At 43.9% G+C, this 20,209-nt stretch carries 20 protein-coding genes and 1 tRNA gene; 13 read left to right on the top strand and 8 right to left on the bottom strand.

Annotated features, from left to right (window positions below):
- Nucleotides 1–24: 24 nt before the first annotated feature.
- Nucleotides 25–399: a DUF4828 domain-containing protein gene (locus tag CBF27_RS10890; RefSeq protein ID WP_126814334.1), complete on the bottom strand. Its 375-nt coding sequence runs from the start codon at nucleotides 397–399 to the stop codon at nucleotides 25–27.
- A 203-nt stretch (nucleotides 400–602) separates the two neighbouring features.
- Between CBF27_RS10890 and sfsA the strand changes: the two genes are divergently transcribed.
- The 12 genes from sfsA to CBF27_RS10830 all read left to right on the top strand — a co-directional run bounded on the left by sfsA (nucleotide 603) and on the right by CBF27_RS10830 (nucleotide 13,101).
- On the top strand, nucleotides 603–1,325 hold the full coding sequence (gene sfsA / locus CBF27_RS10885; RefSeq protein ID WP_126814333.1) for a DNA/RNA nuclease SfsA: 723 nt from the start codon (nucleotides 603–605) through the stop codon (nucleotides 1,323–1,325).
- Between the two features lie 21 nt (nucleotides 1,326–1,346).
- Complete coding sequence (locus CBF27_RS10880; protein ID WP_126814332.1) at nucleotides 1,347–2,348, top strand: Gfo/Idh/MocA family protein; 1,002 nt, start codon at nucleotides 1,347–1,349, stop codon at nucleotides 2,346–2,348.
- A gap of 20 nt (nucleotides 2,349–2,368) precedes the next feature.
- Nucleotides 2,369–3,643, top strand: a complete 1,275-nt coding sequence (locus tag CBF27_RS10875) for a DEAD/DEAH box helicase (RefSeq protein WP_126814331.1) — start codon at nucleotides 2,369–2,371, stop codon at nucleotides 3,641–3,643.
- Nucleotides 3,644–3,665: 22 nt separating this feature from the next.
- A complete protein-coding gene (locus CBF27_RS10870) occupies nucleotides 3,666–6,362 on the top strand; it encodes a sigma-54-dependent transcriptional regulator (protein WP_126814330.1) in 2,697 nt (898 codons plus the stop codon).
- A gap of 154 nt (nucleotides 6,363–6,516) precedes the next feature.
- Nucleotides 6,517–6,840, top strand: coding sequence for a PTS sugar transporter subunit IIB (locus tag CBF27_RS10865; protein WP_126814329.1), 324 nt, complete (start codon nucleotides 6,517–6,519; stop codon nucleotides 6,838–6,840).
- A 23-nt stretch (nucleotides 6,841–6,863) separates the two neighbouring features.
- Entirely contained in the window at nucleotides 6,864–7,178 is a 315-nt protein-coding gene (locus tag CBF27_RS10860) for a PTS lactose/cellobiose transporter subunit IIA (RefSeq protein ID WP_126814328.1), read from the top strand.
- Nucleotides 7,179–7,366: 188 nt separating this feature from the next.
- A complete protein-coding gene (locus CBF27_RS10855) occupies nucleotides 7,367–8,764 on the top strand; it encodes a PTS sugar transporter subunit IIC (protein WP_126814327.1) in 1,398 nt (465 codons plus the stop codon).
- 92 nt (nucleotides 8,765–8,856) lie between these two features.
- On the top strand, nucleotides 8,857–9,078 hold the full coding sequence (locus CBF27_RS10850) for a hypothetical protein (protein ID WP_126814326.1): 222 nt from the start codon (nucleotides 8,857–8,859) through the stop codon (nucleotides 9,076–9,078).
- A gap of 29 nt (nucleotides 9,079–9,107) precedes the next feature.
- The gene (locus CBF27_RS10845; protein ID WP_126814325.1) at nucleotides 9,108–9,278 is read left to right on the top strand and encodes a DUF3188 domain-containing protein; all 171 of its coding nucleotides are present in this window, start codon (nucleotides 9,108–9,110) and stop codon (nucleotides 9,276–9,278) included.
- A 104-nt stretch (nucleotides 9,279–9,382) separates the two neighbouring features.
- On the top strand, nucleotides 9,383–9,796 hold the full coding sequence (locus tag CBF27_RS10840; RefSeq protein ID WP_126814324.1) for a DUF3284 domain-containing protein: 414 nt from the start codon (nucleotides 9,383–9,385) through the stop codon (nucleotides 9,794–9,796).
- 378 nt (nucleotides 9,797–10,174) lie between these two features.
- The gene (locus CBF27_RS10835) at nucleotides 10,175–11,644 is read left to right on the top strand and encodes a PTS sugar transporter subunit IIC (RefSeq protein ID WP_126814323.1); all 1,470 of its coding nucleotides are present in this window, start codon (nucleotides 10,175–10,177) and stop codon (nucleotides 11,642–11,644) included.
- Nucleotides 11,645–11,847: 203 nt separating this feature from the next.
- Complete coding sequence (locus CBF27_RS10830) at nucleotides 11,848–13,101, top strand: PTS sugar transporter subunit IIC (RefSeq protein ID WP_126814322.1); 1,254 nt, start codon at nucleotides 11,848–11,850, stop codon at nucleotides 13,099–13,101.
- A gap of 58 nt (nucleotides 13,102–13,159) precedes the next feature.
- On the opposite strand, the gene CBF27_RS10825 is transcribed toward CBF27_RS10830, so the two are convergent.
- The 5 genes from CBF27_RS10825 to dhaK are packed head-to-tail and all read right to left on the bottom strand — an operon-like array spanning nucleotide 13,160 to nucleotide 17,403.
- The gene (locus tag CBF27_RS10825) at nucleotides 13,160–13,885 is read right to left on the bottom strand and encodes an MIP/aquaporin family protein (protein ID WP_126814321.1); all 726 of its coding nucleotides are present in this window, start codon (nucleotides 13,883–13,885) and stop codon (nucleotides 13,160–13,162) included.
- Between the two features lie 12 nt (nucleotides 13,886–13,897).
- Nucleotides 13,898–15,430, bottom strand: coding sequence for a glycerol kinase GlpK (glpK, locus tag CBF27_RS10820; RefSeq protein WP_126814320.1), 1,533 nt, complete (start codon nucleotides 15,428–15,430; stop codon nucleotides 13,898–13,900).
- Nucleotides 15,431–15,447: 17 nt separating this feature from the next.
- Nucleotides 15,448–15,816, bottom strand: coding sequence for a dihydroxyacetone kinase phosphoryl donor subunit DhaM (gene dhaM / locus CBF27_RS10815; RefSeq protein WP_126814319.1), 369 nt, complete (start codon nucleotides 15,814–15,816; stop codon nucleotides 15,448–15,450).
- Nucleotides 15,813–16,397, bottom strand: coding sequence for a dihydroxyacetone kinase subunit DhaL (gene dhaL / locus CBF27_RS10810; RefSeq protein ID WP_126814318.1), 585 nt, complete (start codon nucleotides 16,395–16,397; stop codon nucleotides 15,813–15,815). Before dhaL ends, dhaM begins: the two co-directional genes overlap by 4 nt.
- Before the next feature lie 13 nt (nucleotides 16,398–16,410).
- Nucleotides 16,411–17,403, bottom strand: coding sequence for a dihydroxyacetone kinase subunit DhaK (dhaK, locus tag CBF27_RS10805; RefSeq protein ID WP_126814317.1), 993 nt, complete (start codon nucleotides 17,401–17,403; stop codon nucleotides 16,411–16,413).
- Between the two features lie 204 nt (nucleotides 17,404–17,607).
- On the opposite strand from dhaK, the gene CBF27_RS10800 reads away from it, so the two are divergent.
- Nucleotides 17,608–17,679: transfer RNA gene (locus tag CBF27_RS10800), tRNA-Arg, on the top strand.
- 1,032 nt (nucleotides 17,680–18,711) lie between these two features.
- On the opposite strand, the gene CBF27_RS10795 is transcribed toward CBF27_RS10800, so the two are convergent.
- Nucleotides 18,712–19,368 (bottom strand): GNAT family N-acetyltransferase, encoded by a 657-nt coding sequence (locus CBF27_RS10795; protein WP_170175095.1) that lies wholly within the window; start codon nucleotides 19,366–19,368, stop codon nucleotides 18,712–18,714.
- A gap of 369 nt (nucleotides 19,369–19,737) precedes the next feature.
- Nucleotides 19,738–20,209: transposase (locus CBF27_RS10790; RefSeq protein ID WP_211334652.1), on the bottom strand; the 472-nt coding region annotated here is incomplete at its 5' end.

Below are 20,209 nucleotides of genomic sequence, written 5' to 3'. Positions count from 1 at the left end.
GAAAAAACCGTAAACAAGTATTGTTTACGGTTTTTGTCTTTCCAAGCGGTAGGACTGATTTTCAGCTTCATCGAAAAGCAACACCGGCACATTGCCGTCAGTTTGGATGGTCAGCAGATAGCCGAAGCTGTCTTGAAAGACCAGTTCTTCCGGTGTGCAGGAAATGATGTCGCCTCTGAGCAGTTTGCCGTCAACGATCAATTGCTGAGACACAGTGATGCCAAGAATTCCTTTGTGCTTATCCCGGGGGTCGATAAACCCCCAATTCCCAATATAATTTTCCAGAACAGGCTGGTAGTCTTTTGCTGAGGTGCGGCGGCGCCTATTGAGCAGCGCTGACCCGGCAATCCCGGCTATGACCGACAAACCGACAAACAGGGGAAATCTTTTTCGCTTCACCTGTTTTCATCCCCTTCCATGCTGTGATACGTTATACACATGATACCATGAGAGCGGGATGAGAGAAACGTTAAAATAATTAAGAAATTGTAACAATTAACACAAACGGTCAAATAGAGATACAGCACATCCAGCCGTTAAAATGGTATTTATATGGTAAAATATGATATTGTGAAAGGTGAGAAAATGAAAAGAGGGATTATTTGGTAACGTATCAAGTGATTCAAAAAGCTGTTTTTCTGAAGCGGGTGAATCGATTCGTTGCCGTGTGCCGTTTGAACGGCAGCGGCGAACAGGTGACAGTCCACGTGAAAAACACCGGGCGCTGCCGCGAACTGCTGGTGGCACAAGCTGAAGTGTCGCTCAGCTACGAGGCGCATGACCGGCGGAAAACAGCCTACGATTTGATTGCCGTCAAAAAAGACGGCCAGTGGGTAAACATCGACAGTCTGGCGCCTAATCAGCTGGTATATGACGGCATTGCTTCTGGTATAATAAAAGTGCCGGGATTAAAAGGGGATATCTGTCTGTTACAAAGGGAAAAACAAATCGGTTCTTCCCGGTTTGATTTGTATATCGAGACCACGCTGCAGGAAAAACTGATTGTAGAAGTCAAGGGCGTCACCCTAGCCAAAAATGGTGTGGCGGCATTTCCTGATGCACCGACGTTGCGGGGATTGAAGCATGTCCAGTCGCTGCACCGGCTGATGTCGGAGGGCTACCGCTCGTTAGTGGTGTTTGTTGTCCAGTTGGCGAGTGTCGATGTGGCGACCATTCATGCCGGCATGCAACCTGAATTGCAAGCAGCTTTTGTTGCCGGGATGGCTGACGGGCTGGATGTGGCGGCCTATTCTTGTCAGGTGACGGCACGCAGTATTAAATTAAAAAAACCGATTCCATTTGATATCAATGAATCGTTTGAATAGTCAATGAGAGGGGAAAGAGAAATGTTAAAGTTAGGAATCATCGGAACAAACTGGATTACCGGGCAATTTGTGGAGGCGGCTCATGAAAGCGGAGCGTATCAGCTGACTACCGTCTATTCGCGGACAGAAGAAAAAGCCAAAAAATTTGCGGAGACGTACGGCAATGCCGGCACGGAAACAAATCTGTCAGCCTTTTTGTCAGATCCTGAGCTGGATGTGATTTACATCGCGTCGCCGAACAGCCTCCACTATCAGCAGGCGAAAGAAGCCATGCTGAATGGAAAACACGTGATCGTGGAGAAACCGGCAGTCTCCAAACTTTCCGAATACACCGAATTGATGGAAATCGCCAGTCAGGAGCAAGTCTTCTTTTTTGAAGCGGCCCGTCATATTCACGAAGAAAATTTTCAAGTGGTCGCAGACCTGCTTCCTGATAAAAAAGAGATACTCGGTGCCAACTTCACATTTATGAAGTATTCATCCCGCTATGATGCCGTGCTGGCAGGGGAAGAACCGAACATCTTCTCACCAAAATTTTCCGGCGGCGCACTGATGGATTTGGGCGTTTATTTGCTGTATGCGGCCATCGGCTGGTTTGGCGTACCGGAGGACAGCCGCTACATTGCGCAAAAGCTGCCGACAGGTGTGGATGGACTCGGAACAATCGTGCTGAGATACGGTACGTTCGATGTCACTATGCTGACAGGCAAAATCGCCGACAGTTTCCTGCCGTCGGAAATTTATACAAAAAATCAGACTATCCGGTTGGACGCTGTCAACAGTATTAGCGACATCCGCCTTCATACACGGGACGGAGCGCATGACGGCGGCAATCTTGCGCTGCCGCAAAAAGACAATCCAATGGTCGAAGAAGCGCGTGCCTTTGCCAAAATGATTCAGACGCCGGAAACCAGTGCCACACAGCAACGGTACCACCAAATAGTGATGTTAGGAAAAGAAGTGCACGCAGTGATGGAAAAAATGCGGAAAGAAGCGGGCATCGTTTTTGCCGCCGACGAATAATATTGACGTAAGGAGTTACTATGACATATATCGAACAGCTGCCTGCAGAGTGGCAGGCACTTTGGCAGGAAGAAGGATTTAACGACGCTGCCGTGATTCAGGAAGAAAGCTTTCAACCGCTGCTGGAGGGGAAAAATGTGTTAGGCATCTCACCTACCGGTTCCGGGAAAACACTGGCGTATTTGCTGCCGCTGTTGACCAAAGTGGTGAAAGGGGAAGGCAACCAGCTGCTGATTTTGCAGCCCTCCCAGGAACTGGCCATGCAGGTGGCTGCGGTTGCCAGAAAATGGTCCAAACCTTTCGGCTTTGCCGTCCTGCCGTTGACAGGCGGTGCCAATATCCGCCGGCAAATTGAGAAGCTGAAGGAACGTCCGGAAGTACTTGTCGGCACACCGGGCAGAGTACTCGAGCTGATCAAGCAGAAGAAAGTCAAAAGCCATTTGATAAACGCTGTCGTCCTTGACGAGGTCGACCAGCTGCTTGAAGAAACCAGCCGACAAAGCAGTCAAAGCATCATCAAAACTTTGCAGCAGGACACCCAATTGGCCGCTTACTCTGCCACAGGTCTGTCTGCCGCAGCGACGCTCTCGGACATGTTTTCCGCAGAACTGGTGACGATTGATGTTACCGGCCGCGACCGTTCGCAAGGAACAGTCACGCATGCATTTGTGATTGTTCCGACGCGCAAAAGGACAGAAGTCCTGCGGCGTCTGGCGCATATCCCGGATTTCAGGGCGCTTGTGTTTTTTAACCAAGTGAGCGAGCTCGGGGTAGTCTCGGAACGTCTGACTTATTTGGGCGTCCCCCATGCAACACTCGCGTCAGACCAGAACCAGATGGAACGGAAATTAGCCGTCAGCGCCTTTGCGGACGCCCGGTTGCCGCTTCTTTTGACCACTGATGTGGCGGCCAGAGGCTTGGACTTTGCTGATTTGAGCTATATTGTTCAATATGATCAGGCGCAAACGGCCGACGTGTATACGCACCGGTCGGGCCGGACAGGCAGGATGGGGCATGACGGGATGGTGCTCACGCTGTCGAATGAACGTGCTGTGCGCGAGTTGAAAAAAATGGTTCAGGCCACAGGTCATACGCTGCAGGAAGTGTTTGTCAGCCACGGCGCTATCCTTGACACAAAGCCTGAGAAAAAAAATGACGAGCTGCCCGATTTCGAGGCAAAGAAAACTGCCGCTGCCGGCAAAATGAAGAAAGAGCCGGAGACGAAACGGAAAAAGAAGAAAGTGAAGAAAAAAGCGCAAAAAAATAAAGGTGTCAGAAAGAAAAATCGAGTCTGAAGGATTAGTTGGAGTTGAGAACATGTTAAACAAGAAGGATCAGATTTTCAACATACTACTGAATAGCCAGGAGAGTCTGAGCACAACGCAGATAGCTGAACAGATTGATCTTGACCGGAGCACAGTGAGCCGTTATTTGAATGAGTTGTACAAGGAAGAACAGATTGAACGCATCGAGGGACGGCCTGTCTTGTTTAAGATTTGCCAGCACGCAAGCGGAGAAGGAGACAGCCAGCAAAATGTTTCCTTCGACAATCTGGTCGGTGCGGATGAATCGCTGAAAGTCAGCATCCAGCAGGCAAAGGCAGCCATGCTGTATCCGCCGCGGGGGCTGCACACGATTATTTTCGGCGAAAGCGGTACGGGCAAGTCGCTGTTTGCAGAATGTATGTATGAATTTGCTGTACAGCCCAATATTTTGAAAGACGAAGCGCCGTTTATTTCATTTAACTGTGCCGATTATGCGCAGAATCCGCAATTGTTGTTCAGTCATATTTTTGGCGTCAAGAAAGGTGCATTTACCGGAGCGGATGCCGACAGAGTAGGGTTGATCGGCGAAGCGGACGGCGGTATTTTGTTTCTGGATGAAATCCACCGCCTGCCGCCCGAGGGACAGGAAATGCTATTTACATTTATTGACAAAGGGATGTACCGGCCGCTTGGCGAAAGTTCGATGACCCATTCGGCTTCAGTGCAAATCATCGGTGCGACTACAGAGTCTGCAGATATTTTCCTTGCCACGTTCAAGCGGCGGATTCCGATGTCTATCACACTGCCGCCGCTCAGCGAACGTACGCTGGACGAACGTTACGCCATTTTAACCTTGTTCCTTAAACAAGAGGCCAACAGGCTGAATCAGCGCATTACAGTGGACCGCAATGCGATAGCAGCGTTCATGCTTTACGAGGCAGAAGGCAATATCGGACAGGTCAAACGTGATTTGAAGCTGGTGTGTGCCAAAGCCTTTCTTCATTACCGTACGCATCAGGAAGAGTATCTCACGATTAATCAGAGCGACCTGCCGCTGCATGTCCAAAAAGGTCTGCTGAAAATTAAAGAAGTGTCCAACCGGCTTGACCGGTTCATTGATGCCAACAATAATTACTTGACGTTTGACCCCGGCTCAAAGGACATTGTCTGGTCGCAAGACCCGGCAAAGCATATGGATGTCTATGAAACAATCGATGAAAAAGTTGCCAGCTTATCCAAAGTCGGCTTGAAAGACATCGATTTGGAAAAGCTGATTGCTACAGACGTCAACAAATATTTTCAAGTCTACGTGGATGAGCTGTCCCGCAGCGATGTACACCGTGATTTGATAGAAGACCGTATCTGGACGCTGACCGACCGTCTGTATGACTTGGCGGAAAGCCGTCTGTCCCGCACATTTAATGAACGCACGCGCTTTACGTTTGCTCTGCATCTGCAAAGCACCATCGAGCGGATTCAGGGGAAAAAATCGATTATCCATCCGAACTTGAATGACGTGCGCAAGAAAAACTTAAATGAGTTTCAAGTGGCGATGGAGTGGTCAAGCATCATTGAACAGGAATTTGACATTGATATTCCGTTTGATGAGATTGGTTTCATGACGATGTTTTTGTCTGTCGATATTGCCGACAGCGTTGTGGAACAGGAGAATAATGTCAAAGTCGTCCTGCTGATGCACGGCAAATCAACCGCCTCCAGTATGCTGGAAGCAGTGCAGGAACTTTTGGGCACCGAAACCGGCATTGCCTTCAACATGCCGCTGACAATGGAAGTCAAGCAGATGTACGAACAGGTGAAAAATTACATCATCAATCAGCATGACGCCCTTTCAGGAGGCGTGCTTCTGTTGACGGACATGGGTTCACTCAATTCTTTTAGCGACATGATTCACGAAGAAACCGGCATCCGCACAAAAGCGATTTCGATGGTCAGCACGCTGATTGTGCTGGAAGCCGTGCGGATGGCCAGTATCGGCAGAAGCCTCAATGAAATTTACGAGAACATCCAAACTGCCTATGAAACGTCCGTGCGCAACCAGTTTAGAGAGAATAAACAGCTGAAAAAAGCGGTCATTGTCACGTGTTTTACAGGCGAGGGTGTGGCAGCCAAACTGTATCAGCGGATTAGACCAGTTGTCAATGAAGCGGAAGTCAAAATAATTCAAATGCAATTTCTTGAAAAATCCGCCTTTAAACAGCATATCGACGAACTGATGGAACGCTATGACATCAGAGCAATCGTCGGCACTGTCGAGATGGACTATCAGCATATCCCGTTCTTCTCCGCATTCGATATTTTCAGGAAAGAGTCTCTTGAAGCATTTGCCCGTGTCGTAGCAGCAGACGTGCCGATTGAGAAGATGGTCGATTCGTTGTCGGAAACGATTACGGCAGTGCCGTCGCTGCGGGAGTTACTTGAAATCATTCAAAAGATTGTCCAGAAAATCCAAATGGATTTGAATTTGATCATTGACCCGAGCGTGACGTCCGGTATCATTATTCACACCGCTTTTCTTGTTGAAAATATTTTACTGAAAAATGACGTTAGAAAGTTTCCTGATTTGGCCGCATTTAAAAGAAGCCATCGTTATGAGATGGATGTGGTCAGAACCAATATCCTGCCGCTTGAATCATACTATCACATCATGATTCCGGACAGTGAAATCGCCTATTTGACAGAAATGTATTTGAATAACCAGCTGGAAAGCTCAAGCAAAACTGCACACTGACCACAGTGTGCAGTTTAGTCTTTTAGTGTGCAGCGGGTGGGCAGTGTGCAAGAAAAGCGTTAAATCAATGCTGGATAACTTTTTATCGGACTAAAAAAGTTGGCACAGCATTTGCTTTATAAAAGATGTAAAACTAAAAAGGAGAGTGGAAGAAATGGCTAAAAAGACTATCATGCTGGTTTGTTCTGCAGGAATGAGTACCAGTTTATTGGTGACTAAAATGCAGAAGGCAGCAGAAGGTCGCGGTTTAGATGCCGATATTTTCGCAGTTTCAGCTTCTGAAGCGGATGATAACTTGGAAAACAAAAATGTGGATGTCATGTTATTGGGACCTCAAGTCCGTTTCATGAAATCACAATTTGAGCCAAAATTGGCAGCTAAAAATATTCCGTTAGATGTCATCAACATGAGTGACTACGGCATGATGAATGGCGAAAATGTCCTGAATCAGGCAATGAAGCTGATGGGAGAAGAGTAGCAAACAGAAGGAGCGTTTACAGAATGGATGAAAAGAACTTAGAAGCAGTCATGGGACTGATCATGAATGCCGGCAATGCAAAGAGTGATGCAATGGAGGCAATTTATGCAGCTAAAAAAGGTGAGTTTGATGAAGCTGAGGCAAAAGTCGCCAGTGCCGAGCAATCCATCACCAAAGCTCATCAGTCGCAAACGAGCTTGCTGACACAAGAGGCTCAAGGCGAGCACATGACAATCACTTTATTGACTGTTCACAGTCAAGATCACTTGATGACGGCAATCACATTCATTGATTTGGCAAAAGAGATTATCGATATTTATCGTAAAATCTCCGCGTAAATCATTGGTTGTAGGAAATTTTTTTAATTTGTTGGCGTAAGGTATGTGTTATCGGAAACTGTCAATCAAATTAAAAAAATTTTTTCCTGCTGAACATTATATTGATATAACGTAGGGTAAGTATGTAATCGAATACAAATGATACACATCACCACTTATTTGATGGGATATCAGAATTGGAGGAAATTATGAACAGTTTAGTTAATTGGATGGAAAAATATATTTTGCCTGTTGCGGCACGTATCGGTTCCGAAAAACATTTAGTTGCCTTGCGTGACGCATTTATCAGCATGATGCCGGCAACAATGGCCGGCGCGGTTGCCACATTGTTGAATGCGTTTATGCGCGATTTCCCGAAAACATATTTGGGTGAAGCGAATGCGGTAACAGCCTTCTTCGAACCTGTTATCGGCATCAACGGACTGATTTGGACCGGTTCACTGGCTATCATGGCATTAATTTTTTCGATGTCGCTCGGTTATCAATTAGGACGCGCTTATGAAGTGGATTCATTGTCTGGTGCGATTGTATCGCTGGTTGCTTTTGTCATGGGGATGACACAGTCCGCTACTGCCACACTAAGTCTGGCTGAAAAATTGCCGGAAAGTGCTGTTAAAATCATTACTGATGCAGGCGGCACGGTCGATGTTGCAGATGGTGTGCAGACAATCAGCGCCGGCGCTTGGGGTTATTTCAACTTCAGCAAACACATGGGCGGCTCCGGTTTGTTTACAGCAATGATTTTCGGGTTTATTTCAGTTATTATTTTTGCTACATTGATGAAAAAGAATGTCATTATTAAAATGCCCGACTCTGTACCACCGGCAGTTTCCAAAGCCTTTGCAGCAATCATTCCTGGTGTAGTATCCCTGTATATTGTTGGTATCATTTATTATGTCTTTGAAAAAGCAACTAATATGCCGATTATTGATTGGATTGCACAAACGATTCAAGCTCCGCTGCTGAAACTTTCTCAAGGATACGGTGCAGTCATTGTCATCGTCCTGTTGATTCACGTTCTCTGGTTCTTCGGGTTGCACGGTACAAATATCATGGCACCTGTTTTGCAAACGATTTATGGTACCGCAATGGTAGACAACAGCAACGCCTTCCAAAAAGGTTTGGAGATTCCTTACAAATGGGTAGCAGGTTCATTTGAAGCATTTGTTTGGCCGGGCGGTGCAGGTGTCACATTGGTTCTTTTGATAACCATCTTGCTGTTCTCCAAACGTGCTGACTACAAGACAGTCGGTAAGCTGGGTATCGGACCAGGCTTGTTCAACATTAACGAACCCGTGATGTTTGGTCTACCAGTTGTATTGAACCCGATTTTGGGTATTCCGTTTATCGTGGCTCCGCTTGCGACAGCTTCGATTGCCTATGCTGCAACGATGTTAGGATTTGTGTCCCCAGTGGTTGTGAACGTTATCTGGGTAATACCGGCAGGTATCAGCGGCTTCCTAGCAACAGGGGGCGACTGGCGTGCAATTGTTTTGACAGTGATCAATCTGGTAGTTGCTGCTTTGATTTGGGCACCGTTCGTGCTGGCAGCAAACAAAATGGATCCTAGTTTAGGGGAGGATTAATAGAATTTTTGACTGCCGGGTGGTTCTTTGCTTGAATCATCCGGTGGAGTTCTATATTATTAAGTTATAAACTAGCGGAGAGGAAGATGGACATGATTGTAGTCAATTCACCAATGCAGCAAGACGCGATTATCGAATTGCTGAATCAATATGACAAGGACGGCGTGAGCTTCTCATACAAAAACAAACAAGGCATCAAGCTGTTCTTTGAAACGAACGCTGAAGACCTGGAAGCAGCAGCGAAACTTGCAAAAGAAGAAATCAAGGCGCAAGAGTGGGGAAAAGTCCTTTATTTCCAAGTTATCCCTGCTTAATGACTGCCTAGTGAGAGGATTTGAAGGTTATGGAAAAAAATGCTTTGTTTTTAATAAGTTTGGGAATGGTGCTGTTTGTTCTCAGTGCCAATGCACGTACAGGTGAGTACAATGTTTTGAATATTGTCACCAGTTTGTCGCTCATGGGTGGAGGTCTGGCGCTTTTTTTCAGAAGCCGGAAGAAAAAGAAGAGCAAATAGTTTTCTTTGGTCAGCCCCCAAGCCTATTATCTGATACGGCTGGTCATGTTTATGAAGTATTTTACTGGATATTGAGATATAATGATTATGTGAGGTGAATTACTATGGAAATTGTGAAGCAATTAAATGTGCCAGCTACTTTTTTCTACGAGAAAATCATTGATTCAGTTATCTTTGATATTCGCAAGCAGACTGGGAAAAAAGTCACACGTCAAAATTTAACCAATTTTGAGTACATCAAAACATTTTCAAAAAACAGTCAGGCAAAAATCAAAATAGAAAAACATGTTGAAAATCGTGCCTATCATTTCAGAACATCTACCACACATAATGATTATCTTGTACAGTATGATATCAAACCGCTCGATGATCACTCGTGTGAGGTCGTTTATCGAGAGAGCATGACTTCTTACGGTTTCCTTCAAAAAATGAATGATGCAGTTATGGGGACATTGCTCGGATTTTTTAAGAAACGGCGGTTTATCAAGATGCTCGATATGATAGAGGCAGCTTATTAATTATTTGAGTGTATTTTCTATACCTGTTTAAGGACACTCACTGAATACCCAATATATCCCGGTTCCGTATAGTTGCGGAGCCGGGATATATTTTTGTACATTTTTTTTTAAATTGTACTCCATGCTGTCATTTCCATAAAAAATGAACTGTTATTGAACTAAAAGTGTATTTTTACACACTAAATTATAGTGTGTGTGAAATAAAGGAAGTTTTTTTAAGAAGCACTTGTGGGCAAAGGTTGATATATCAGCCTTTGCTGTTTGTTTTTCTGGCACAGTTTTTGCTAGTAAAAGTATGTGGAAAGTATTCCGCACTGTTACCTCAATTCGGCAATCCGGAGATATCCGATTGTATATAAAAAATAGGAGGAAAGCATCATGGAAAAATTTATGGCATGGATGGAGAAGTACATTCTACCGACCGCTACCAAAATTGGCTCGCAAAAGCATTTAGTTGCCTTGCGTGATGCGTTCATCGGCACGATTCCTGTAACGATGGCCGGGTCATTCGCGGTGATGATTAATGCGATTGTGCGTGATTTGCCGGGACAGTTTATTGACGGGTATGATGTCAGTCAGATACCTGTACTGAACGAACTTGTTGGTATCAACGGCTTCGTTTGGAATGGTACGATTGCGGTTGCCGGTATGATTTTTGCCTACTCGTTAGGGTACAATCTGGCAAAAGTCTACAAAGTCAATGAACTCGCCGGAGGTCTGGTCTCATTGGCCGCTTTGATTCAGGGCATCGCATTTTCTGCAACGGGGACTGTGAACGTACCAGAAGGAGAATTGGGAGACAAGGCCCTTGAAGCCTTAACCAATGCAGGTTCAGTAGTTACGCAAATCACTGAAAAAGACCCGGTGACTGGAGCCATTTCAACGTTTGATTCTATTCAAAACGGTGCCTGGGGCTGGCTCAAACTGGACCACTTAAATGGTAACGCATTCTTTACAGCAATGATTGTTGGATTTATTTCTGTTATTATTTTTGCTAAGCTGATGAATAAAAACATCACGATTAAATTACCGGACTCTGTACCGCCGGCTGTCTCCAAAGCTTTTGCAGCCATTATTCCTGCTACCGCCGCACTTTACGTTATTGCTATTTTCAACTTCTTCTTTAATAAAGTGACAGGTATGTTGTTTATTGATGCCGTGCAGACGTACATAGCCAAACCGCTGATGGGCTTTACCCAAGGATTTGGCGCTGTCTTGGTAATTACTTTGGCCGTTCAGGTATTCTGGTTCTTCGGTATTCACGGACCGAATGTGCTTGCGCCGCTGCTTGAAGGGGTTTACGGTCAGGCTCAGTTAATCAACCAGAGCATTTTCCAAAATGGTTATGGTGGCAAAGAGGGAACGGAAGCAGTTTTGGCAGCTATAAAGGACGGAGAAGCCTTCAACTGGGTACGCGGTTCATTCGATGCTTACATCTGGTACGGCGGCTCAGGCGGGACGATTGTGCTGATCTTGGCAATACTCTTGTTCTCTAAACGGTCGGATTACTTGACAATTGCCAAGTTGTCTGTCGGACCGGGACTGTTCAATATCAATGAACCGGTCATGTTCGGTCTGCCAATTGTATTGAATCCGATTTTGTTTATTCCATTCTTGGTTGCGCCAATGGTTTCTGTGACCATCGGCTATTTTGCGACGTTAGCAGGTTTAGTTGCACCCGTTTCCCAGGCAGTGACTTGGGTAACACCGCCGCTTCTGCTCTCATTCCTGGCAACAGGTGCTGACTGGCGGGCACCGCTTGTTACGTTGGTTGCGATGGTGTGTGCCTTCTTTATTTGGGTACCATTCGTTATTGCTGCTAATAAGATGGCTCCGCCGGAAGACTAATATTCAACTGAATGGATGAAACAGCCTTTTCTTTAATCGAAAAGGCTGTTTTTTTCAATAAAATGACAAATAGTGGTAATTTGTAAAATAAAAAATGATACAATCTAAGAAAGAGAAGTCAGTTTTCTTAAACTGCTAAAGGCGGTATTGTTCGAAAATGATGCATTTTACAATTTTTTGATTAAAGGACGGAGGAGTTAGAGTTGAACAATTTTGTTAACTGGATGGAAAAATATTTTATTCCCGTTGCATCAAAAATCGGTGCACAGCGTCATTTTGTTGCGATAAGGGATTCATTTATGGTTACTATGCCGCTGATGATTATTGGAACATTAGGCGCGATGCTCAATAATCTGCCAATTGATGCATTTAATGAGTTTATGGACAGACTTTTCGGCGGCGAAACATGGAAAGCATTCGGCGTGAAAGTCTGGGATGGTACGTTTGGCGTATTATCTGTCATAATTGTGTTTCTGGTTGCCTATCATTTGGCACGCAGTTACGGCAAAGACGGCATCTCAGCCGGTATTGTTTCTCTCGGTTCTTTTTTTGCATTAGGCGGAGCAAAAGGGATGTCGGCTAAAGGTTTGTTTGTTGCGTTGCTTGTAAGTGTGGTTTCGTGTGAGATGTACATACGGTTCAGCAGCAACGAAAGATTAGTGGTCAAAATGCCAGAAGGCATGCCGCCGGCAGTGTCAAAGTCACTTGCCGATTTATTCCCGGTGATGGTTGTGATTGGCTTTTTCGGCTTGGTTGCAGCCGTCTCTTCCAGATTTGGAGTTACTGATATTATTGGCTCTTTTTATGAGTTAGTGCAGCAACCTTTCATGGCAATTGCTAATACTTATCCATCAGCACTGCTTCTTGCATTTATTACACCGTTTGTCTGGTTCTTTGGGCTTCATGGGTCGGGTCTGATTGAGCCGCTGGTACAGATGATTAACGCGCCAGCGATTGAAGCCAACGTGAAAGCTATTGAAGCGGGTGAGATGGCACCTTACATTGTGAATAAACCGTTTATCGACAGTTTCGTCAATTTGGGTGGGACAGGTGCAACTTTGGGACTGATTATCGCCGTTTTTCTTGTAGGACGAAACAGCGATGCCTTTATGATGATCAATAAATTGAGTTTCGGTTCGGGGATATTCAATATCAATGAATCGCTTTTATTTGGATTGCCTATCGTCTTGAACCCGATTATGTTTGTTCCCTTCATTTTAGTGCCAAGTGTGCTCGTCACGGTGACTTATTTGGCAATGGTTTCAGGACTCGTACCGGCAGTCGTCGTGATGCCGCCGTGGACGGTGCCGCCGATATTAAGCGGAATAATTGCTACGAAAAGTCTGATGGGCGGTGTTTTGGCCGCTGTTAATCTGTTGATTTCTATTGTGATTTATATACCGTTCGTTAAAATGGCAGTCATGCGGCAAGAAAAAACAGTGGCATCAAGCGACTAGGATACAAAGAAAAACCGGTTAAAGAAGTAAAACTTCTCTAACCGGTTTTTGCGCTGATTTACAAAACAGGGAACATTCCGTAAATCAGGGCTGCAATAATGCCGCCGATGATTGGTCCGACAACTGGTATCCAGCTGTATCCCCAGTCCGAATCGCCTTTATTGGCAATCGGCAGAATAAAGTGAGCGATTCTTGGTCCGAGGTCACGTGCCGGGTTGATGGCGTAACCGGTCGTCCCCCCTAATGACAGACCGATAACAATAATCAAAATACCGACGACAATCGGATTTAATCCGTCAGCAAAGGTATTGTACCCGAAGGCTAAAATACCGTAAACAAGAACAAAAGTCCCGATAATTTCGCCAAGCAAGTTTGACCATGTGTGTCTAATTGCCGGCGCAGTAGAGAAAACGCCTAGAATGGTTGCCGGATCTTTGGTAGCTTCCCAGTGAGGATAGTAGTGCAGCCACACCAGCACAGCGCCTAAAATACCACCGAGCATTTGAGCAATGATAAACGGTACGACCATCGACCATTCAAAGTTGCCCGCCATGGCAACTCCGATGGTAACTGCCGGGTTCAAGTGCGCTCCCGGTGTCATAAAGCCGCTTAGAAAAACTGCAATCGTCACAGCAAAACCCCAAGCAAATGTTATTGCAACCCAGCCTGCACCGTTGGATTTTGTTTTATTCAATGAGACGCCGGCCACAATGCCGTCACCTAGTAAAACCAGAATACATGTTCCGAAAAATTCTCCAAAAGCTTGAATCATTGTGTCACTCATGAGTGAGTCCTCCTATCCTTTTTTTGGCATGTGTTTGTATTGCATGGTAGCATTGACAGCTTCTTTCCATCCGGCATACAAATCTTCGCGTACTTCTTCGCTCATTTTCGGTTCGTAAGATTTTCCGGAAGAGTTCAGTTTTTTCACTTCATCCAAATCTTTCCAGTAGCCGATTGCGAGACCTGCCAAGAAGGCAACACCCAGAGCAGTTGTTTCAGGATAGCCTGCACGCTCAATGACAGTATTGGAAATGTCTGATTGGAACTGCATCAACAAGTCGTTGTTTGAAGCACCGCCGTCAACACGCAGCAATGTAATCGGGATATTGGAGTCTTTTTCCATTGTATCCACGACGTCGCGTGTCTGATAGGCCAGAGATTCCAATGTGGCACGAATCAGATGCTCTTTGGTCGCGCCACGGGTCAGGCCGAAGATAGCCCCTCTGGCATCCTGATCCCAATAAGGCGCACCTAGTCCGGTAAATGCTGGCACGACATACACGCCGTCTGAATCCGGTACTTTTGCGGCATATTCTTCCGACTGCGGCGATTTGGCGAACAGACGCAGTCCGTCTCTTAACCACTGAATCGCAGAACCTGCAACGAAGATACTTCCTTCCAATGCATATGTGACTTTTCCATTGATACCGTAGCCGATAGTTGTCAACAGGCCGTTTTCGGAAATGATTGGTTTTTCGCCAGTGTTCATGACAATAAAGGCGCCGGTGCCGTAAGTGTTTTTCACATTTCCGGATTCAAAGGCAGTTTGACCGAATAGGGCTGCCTGCTGGTCGCCGGCCATTCCGGCAATCGGTACATTTTCGCCATAGAAGTGGAAGGACTCTGTGTAACCGTAAATTTCCGAGTTTGATTTGACTTCCGGCAGAAGCGATTCAGGAATGTCAAGTATGTCAAGAATTTCCTTATCCCATTCCAATGTGTTGATGTTGAACATCATCGTTCTGCTGGCATTAGTATAGTCGGTGACGTGGGCTTTGCCGCCTGTCAGTTTCCAGACCAGCCAAGTGTCGATCGTTCCGAATAGCAATTCACCTTTTTCAGCCCGTTCCCGCACACCTTCGACATTGTCTAAAATCCATTTTACTTTTGTTGCTGAGAAATAAGAATCAATAATAAGACCAGTTTTTTGTTGGAATAAATCGCTGTAGCCGTCAGCTTTTAATTGGTCGGCAATACCGCTGGTTTGCTTGGATTGCCAGACGATAGCTTTATAAACTGGATCGCCTGTTTCTTTATCCCAAATGACAGTCGTTTCACGCTGATTGGTAATACCGATTGCGGCGATTTGATGAGGTTTTAAGCCTGACTCAATGAATGCGCCGGCAATAACTGATAGGGTAGAGTTCCAAATTTCATTGGCGTTGTGTTCTACCCAACCGGGATTTGGAAAGTACTGTCGAAATTCTTTTTGTGAAACAGCAACTTGTTTCGAGTTATGATCAAAGATAATCGCTCGAGTACTTGTGGTTCCTTGGTCAATGGACATGATATACTTTTCTTTTAAATCAGTTGTTACTTCACTCATACGTTACCCTGCTTTCTTTATTTTATTTTTAATGGTTGCATTTGCTGCGTGATTTCGTCTAGTGTCACACCGGCTTGAATCAAAGCCGCAGCTGTATAAGCGCCTTCTATAAAAGCGGTGTCAAACAGATGGACAGATTTATCGGAAAATTCAATTGCCATTTCAAGGTTCATTTTCGCACTGCCCAAATCATAAAAAGCCAGAATGTCGTCAGCGGGATTGTCGACCAATGCCTGCTGGATTTTCTCCAAACTGGTTCCGACCCGGTTATCTTCAGTGCCGCCGGCCAAAGTTATCGGCACATCAGCTGCAACTTCTTTCAGTAATTTGTGAAGACCAATCGGAATGTCAGCAACGTGCGAGACTAAGATGATGCCCAAACTCATTGGACTGCACCTGCTTCAAGGAGTGCACTGAACAGATATGCGCTGGAAACAGCTCCCGGGTCCAAATGTCCGGCCGAACGTTCGCCGAGATAGGAAGCCCGCCCTTTTTTGGCAACGAGAGGTTTGGTTGCTTCCGCAGCATCCCAAATCGTTTGTTCAGTCAACGCATCCGCTTTGGCTGCTTCGACGACTGGAAACCAGACATCGACCATTGTTTTGTCTTGCGGAACAGCCTTGCCCCGCTTTTGAATGCCTTCCAGACCAGCTTGTAAAAGTTCAGCTAGATTGTCAGTTGAGTTGGCAATTTTAGCCATTTCTAAAAATGCTGTACCGTATAATGGTCCAGATGCACCACCTACCTTTCCGATTAGCGACATTGCCACCAGTTTCAGCATATCGGCGACAGTTTCCGGCTGCTTTTCCTGTAAAGCCGCCATAACTGCTTCCGTGCCGCGTACCATATTATTGCCGTGGTCGCCATCACCGATTGCAGTGTCTAATTCACTTAAATAATCTCTGTGTTGATGAATTTTTTCATCAAACAGGGTCAACCATGTTTCAAGATTTTCTAGTGTGAGCATAGATGATCTTCCTTTACCATGCGATTGTGTGTACGGATTTATTCAACAGTTCCAGATAACGATTTTCCAGCTTGATTAATGTGAGAGAAATACCTGCCATTTCGAGAGATGTCATGTAATTGCCGACTTTTGTAAATGCGATTTTCAAACCAGTCTCGTCAAGTTGATTCAACACATCATTGATAAACACAAACTGTTCCATTAGAGGTGTTGCCCCGAGTCCATTGACAAGGACGCCGTATGTATCGCCTTGTTTAAACTGGAATTCTTTGGACAGCCGTCCGATAAGTTCTTGGCCAAATTCATAAGATGTCTTGATTTTTTCCTTGCGGTAACCCGGCTCACCGTGTATACCGACACCGTATTCGATTTCATCATCGGCCAGCACAAACCCGGGCTTTCCAACCTCAGGGACAGTTGCACCGGTCAAAGCCAGTCCGATCGTTTTGATTTGCGGCACCAATTGTTTAGCAAAATCGCTGATTTCTTCCAGTGACGCGCCTTCAGCTGCCAGCCCGCCTAAAATCTTATGCACGAGCACCGTTCCGGCAACCCCGCGTCTGCCTTGCGTATAAGTACTGTCTTCAACGGCGATGTCATCGTCTACGATGATGCTGTCTACTTTAATTCCTTCCATCTCCGCCATGTCTTTTGCCATGTCAAAGTTCATCACATCACCAGAATAATTTTTGATGATTAAGAAGACTCCTTTACCAGTATCGCTTGCTTTGATTGCTTCAAAAATCTGGTCAGGTGTCGGGGATGTGAAGACTTCGCCGCAAACTGCTGCAGTTAACATACCTTCACCGACAAATCCGGCATGAGAAGGTTCGTGTCCGCTGCCGCCGCCGCTGACTAGACCAACCGTTTGACTCATGTTCTTTAAATCAGAACGTACAATAACATTGGTGTTTTCTAGGCGACTTACATAGTCCGGATAACTCTTAGTCAGACCTTGGATCATCTCATCGACAATTGCACTGGGTTGATTCATGATTTTTTTCATTAGCCAATCTCTCCTCTCTTACTTCATTCTATAACAAATGGAAATCGTTTACAATTCAATGTTGAATTTTGTGAAAAAAAATAGAAAAATTATCCAATTATTTTAAAAATGATTAATAGTTGGTAAAAAACAACAACTAACTCTAGACAAAAAGTGTGTTTCATGAGAGAATATTCAAGTATTTACCTATTTGCATAGCACTTTGCCCCCGTAGTTAAATGGATATAACGGACCCCTCCTAAGGGTCAATTATCAGTTCGATTCTGGTCGGGGGTGTCATTGGAATAACGCCGAAATACGTTAACGATAAAGTATTTCGGCGTTTTATATGTTTTGATTTCTTTAAATGTAATTGGTTCAGAAAATTCAATTTAGGATTCGATTAAGCTTCTTGACAGCATACCAGGGACTTTTTTTTACACTTTGTTTTTGCGGGGGAGAGTCTCGTGTCCGATGGAAATTTCACATAGTCGGTTGATGTTATCTATTCAGCTTTGTATGCCGTAACAGGCAAAAAAATGGCATGTTAAATAACGAACCTTACAGAAACAAATATGTTTTCCAGCATTTTTATTGAGTGTTTCAGCACCTTCTTCAACCAATTTCATAAATAATGAATGAGTTAATTTTTTTTATTTCGTTCTGGTATAAGCTTGCAATTGACTGATTGTAAATGTTGGTATAGCTATTATCTCCTTATAATGTTATCGAATCATTAATTTATTGACTCATGATAGATTACTTCTTTCCCGGTTTTCAACGCATATTCAATTTCACTTCGAGTGCTAGTTCCAATGTAACCATTAATATTGACAACATAAATAGCATCACTTATGTCGATTTTCTTCTTATGAATTTTATCTAAAACATCGAAGTCAATTAGTTCAGTTTTATCTATATCTAAACTGTAAACGCATTGAAGGACTGCATATCTTTTTTTAATTCTAAATCAAACGATATTTTTATCATCTCTTTAGCAAACTTCATGCTCCCGCAAATTGTAACAATCTTTGTTTCCATAAATATTTCCTTTCATTTTTGCTGGTTTCAGCTGTAACGTCTTCAATGCCAATACGGTTGGCAAGGGAATCATAAAGCAGAATCAATATTAGAAATTCCAATCAATTTTTCAACTATAGGTTTTGCCCGAATAGTAGAAATTGCTGGACTACCTATTTCCTACATGTTTTTGTGATGAATCAGTGCAATAGGGAATAGTTCCCATAATTCTTTCAATAATAAATCACTTAACTGTTTATTTGATTTTTTCAATTGACTTCACCTCTGTTTATGCAAATTCAGGTTATGTTATTCCAGCCAATAGACGAAGCCATCTGAAAATTCAAATCCAAGTTTTTCATGAAGTAAGTAAGAAGTTTGATTATCTATTTCAATTTGAGAAAAAGGTACTTTTTTATGTTCAATCAATTCATTAACGAGCCACAGTAGCAGTTTTGAACCAATGACACGGTTTCTGAATTCTGATTTGACTTCAAGCATTCCCATTGAACCTTCTTCATGTAATCCGATAAAAGCGACTAGCTCGTCATTTTCAAAATACCCAAAAAGATTATTTGATTGAATTCTTTTTTGAAGATACTTTTTTCCAATCTTATGTGAATATAAGGCGTAAACTTTATCAAGATGTTGGATATTTAAGGGCTGTATAATTGCATATTCCAGATGACTGGAGTCAAGTGAAGAACCCCAAACTGCTTGTTTACATACCATAGATATACTTAATCCGAATCTTTTCGATATTTCATCCGCCAAAAAGTCTTGATGTACAGAGAGTAATTGAGGTGATGAGAATTTATCGAGAAACTCATTCATGTTGCTTTTTGAATCTACTGATAAAAGATAGAGATTAGCACGTTTATCATGCAACAAAACACCATAATTAGTGGCTAATATGATGTCAGATTTCTGTGAAGCAATGGATTGAAGCATATCTACATGTGACATTTTATCCCTGCTTAAATAATTTAAAGCATTTTTCATTTTTTTATTATGCATATTCATCACCCATGTTGTGCTATTTTGACAAACCTTTCACCATTATGCAACAAGCTTGTCTGAGTCGAATTTACCGATCATTATATCATGAGAGTTAGACTTTCAAAATAGAAGCTATTATTTCTTAACTTGATCCAGTCTCTTACTTTGTTAGATGGTTGTTATCAATCAGAACAAAACTGAAGACTCCTTTATCACAATAGTGTGCAGAGTTACCATTAAACTTTGTTTGAATTCTCCTTGAACGTAACGATCATAAAAAAACATAGTCAAGTCCATAATCTTGTGTAAAATACTATACAATGTTTCACTAGTCTTTTAGTGTTCAAACTTAATATACTTTCTTGTAGAACTAAGCCATTCATCGTGGAAGTCCATCAGGACAGCGCCAATCAATCGGTTGGCTGACGCACGGTTAGGAAAGATACGAATAATCTTTTCTCTTCTGCGTATTTCTTGGTTCAGACGCTCAAGAAGGTTGGTACTTTTCAGTCGATGGTGTCCATTGCTGATAACTGCGTATTGAAAAGCATCTTCGAAGCCATTATCCAAGGTCTCACAAGCTTTTGAATAGCTAGTTTGGTCGCTATAACGGGCAACGATTTGATTTTTAGCCTCTCGCGCTGAGTCGATATCTGTCATCTTAAAGACAGCTTTAACCGCTTCTCGAAAAGGTTTTGAGTTTTTCTTTGGGATGGTCGTAAGGATATTCCTTAAGAAGTGTACTTGGCATCTCTGCCAACTTGCGTTGGTAAATGACTTACGAATCGCAGAGACTAATCCTTTATGG

This window comes from Vagococcus acidifermentans, assembly GCF_003987655.1.
In the GTDB taxonomy this organism is placed as follows: Bacteria; Bacillota; Bacilli; order Lactobacillales; family Vagococcaceae; genus Vagococcus_B; species Vagococcus_B acidifermentans.
Note: the sequence above shows the minus strand (reverse complement) of the source record. Positions and strands in the feature narration are given on the sequence as shown.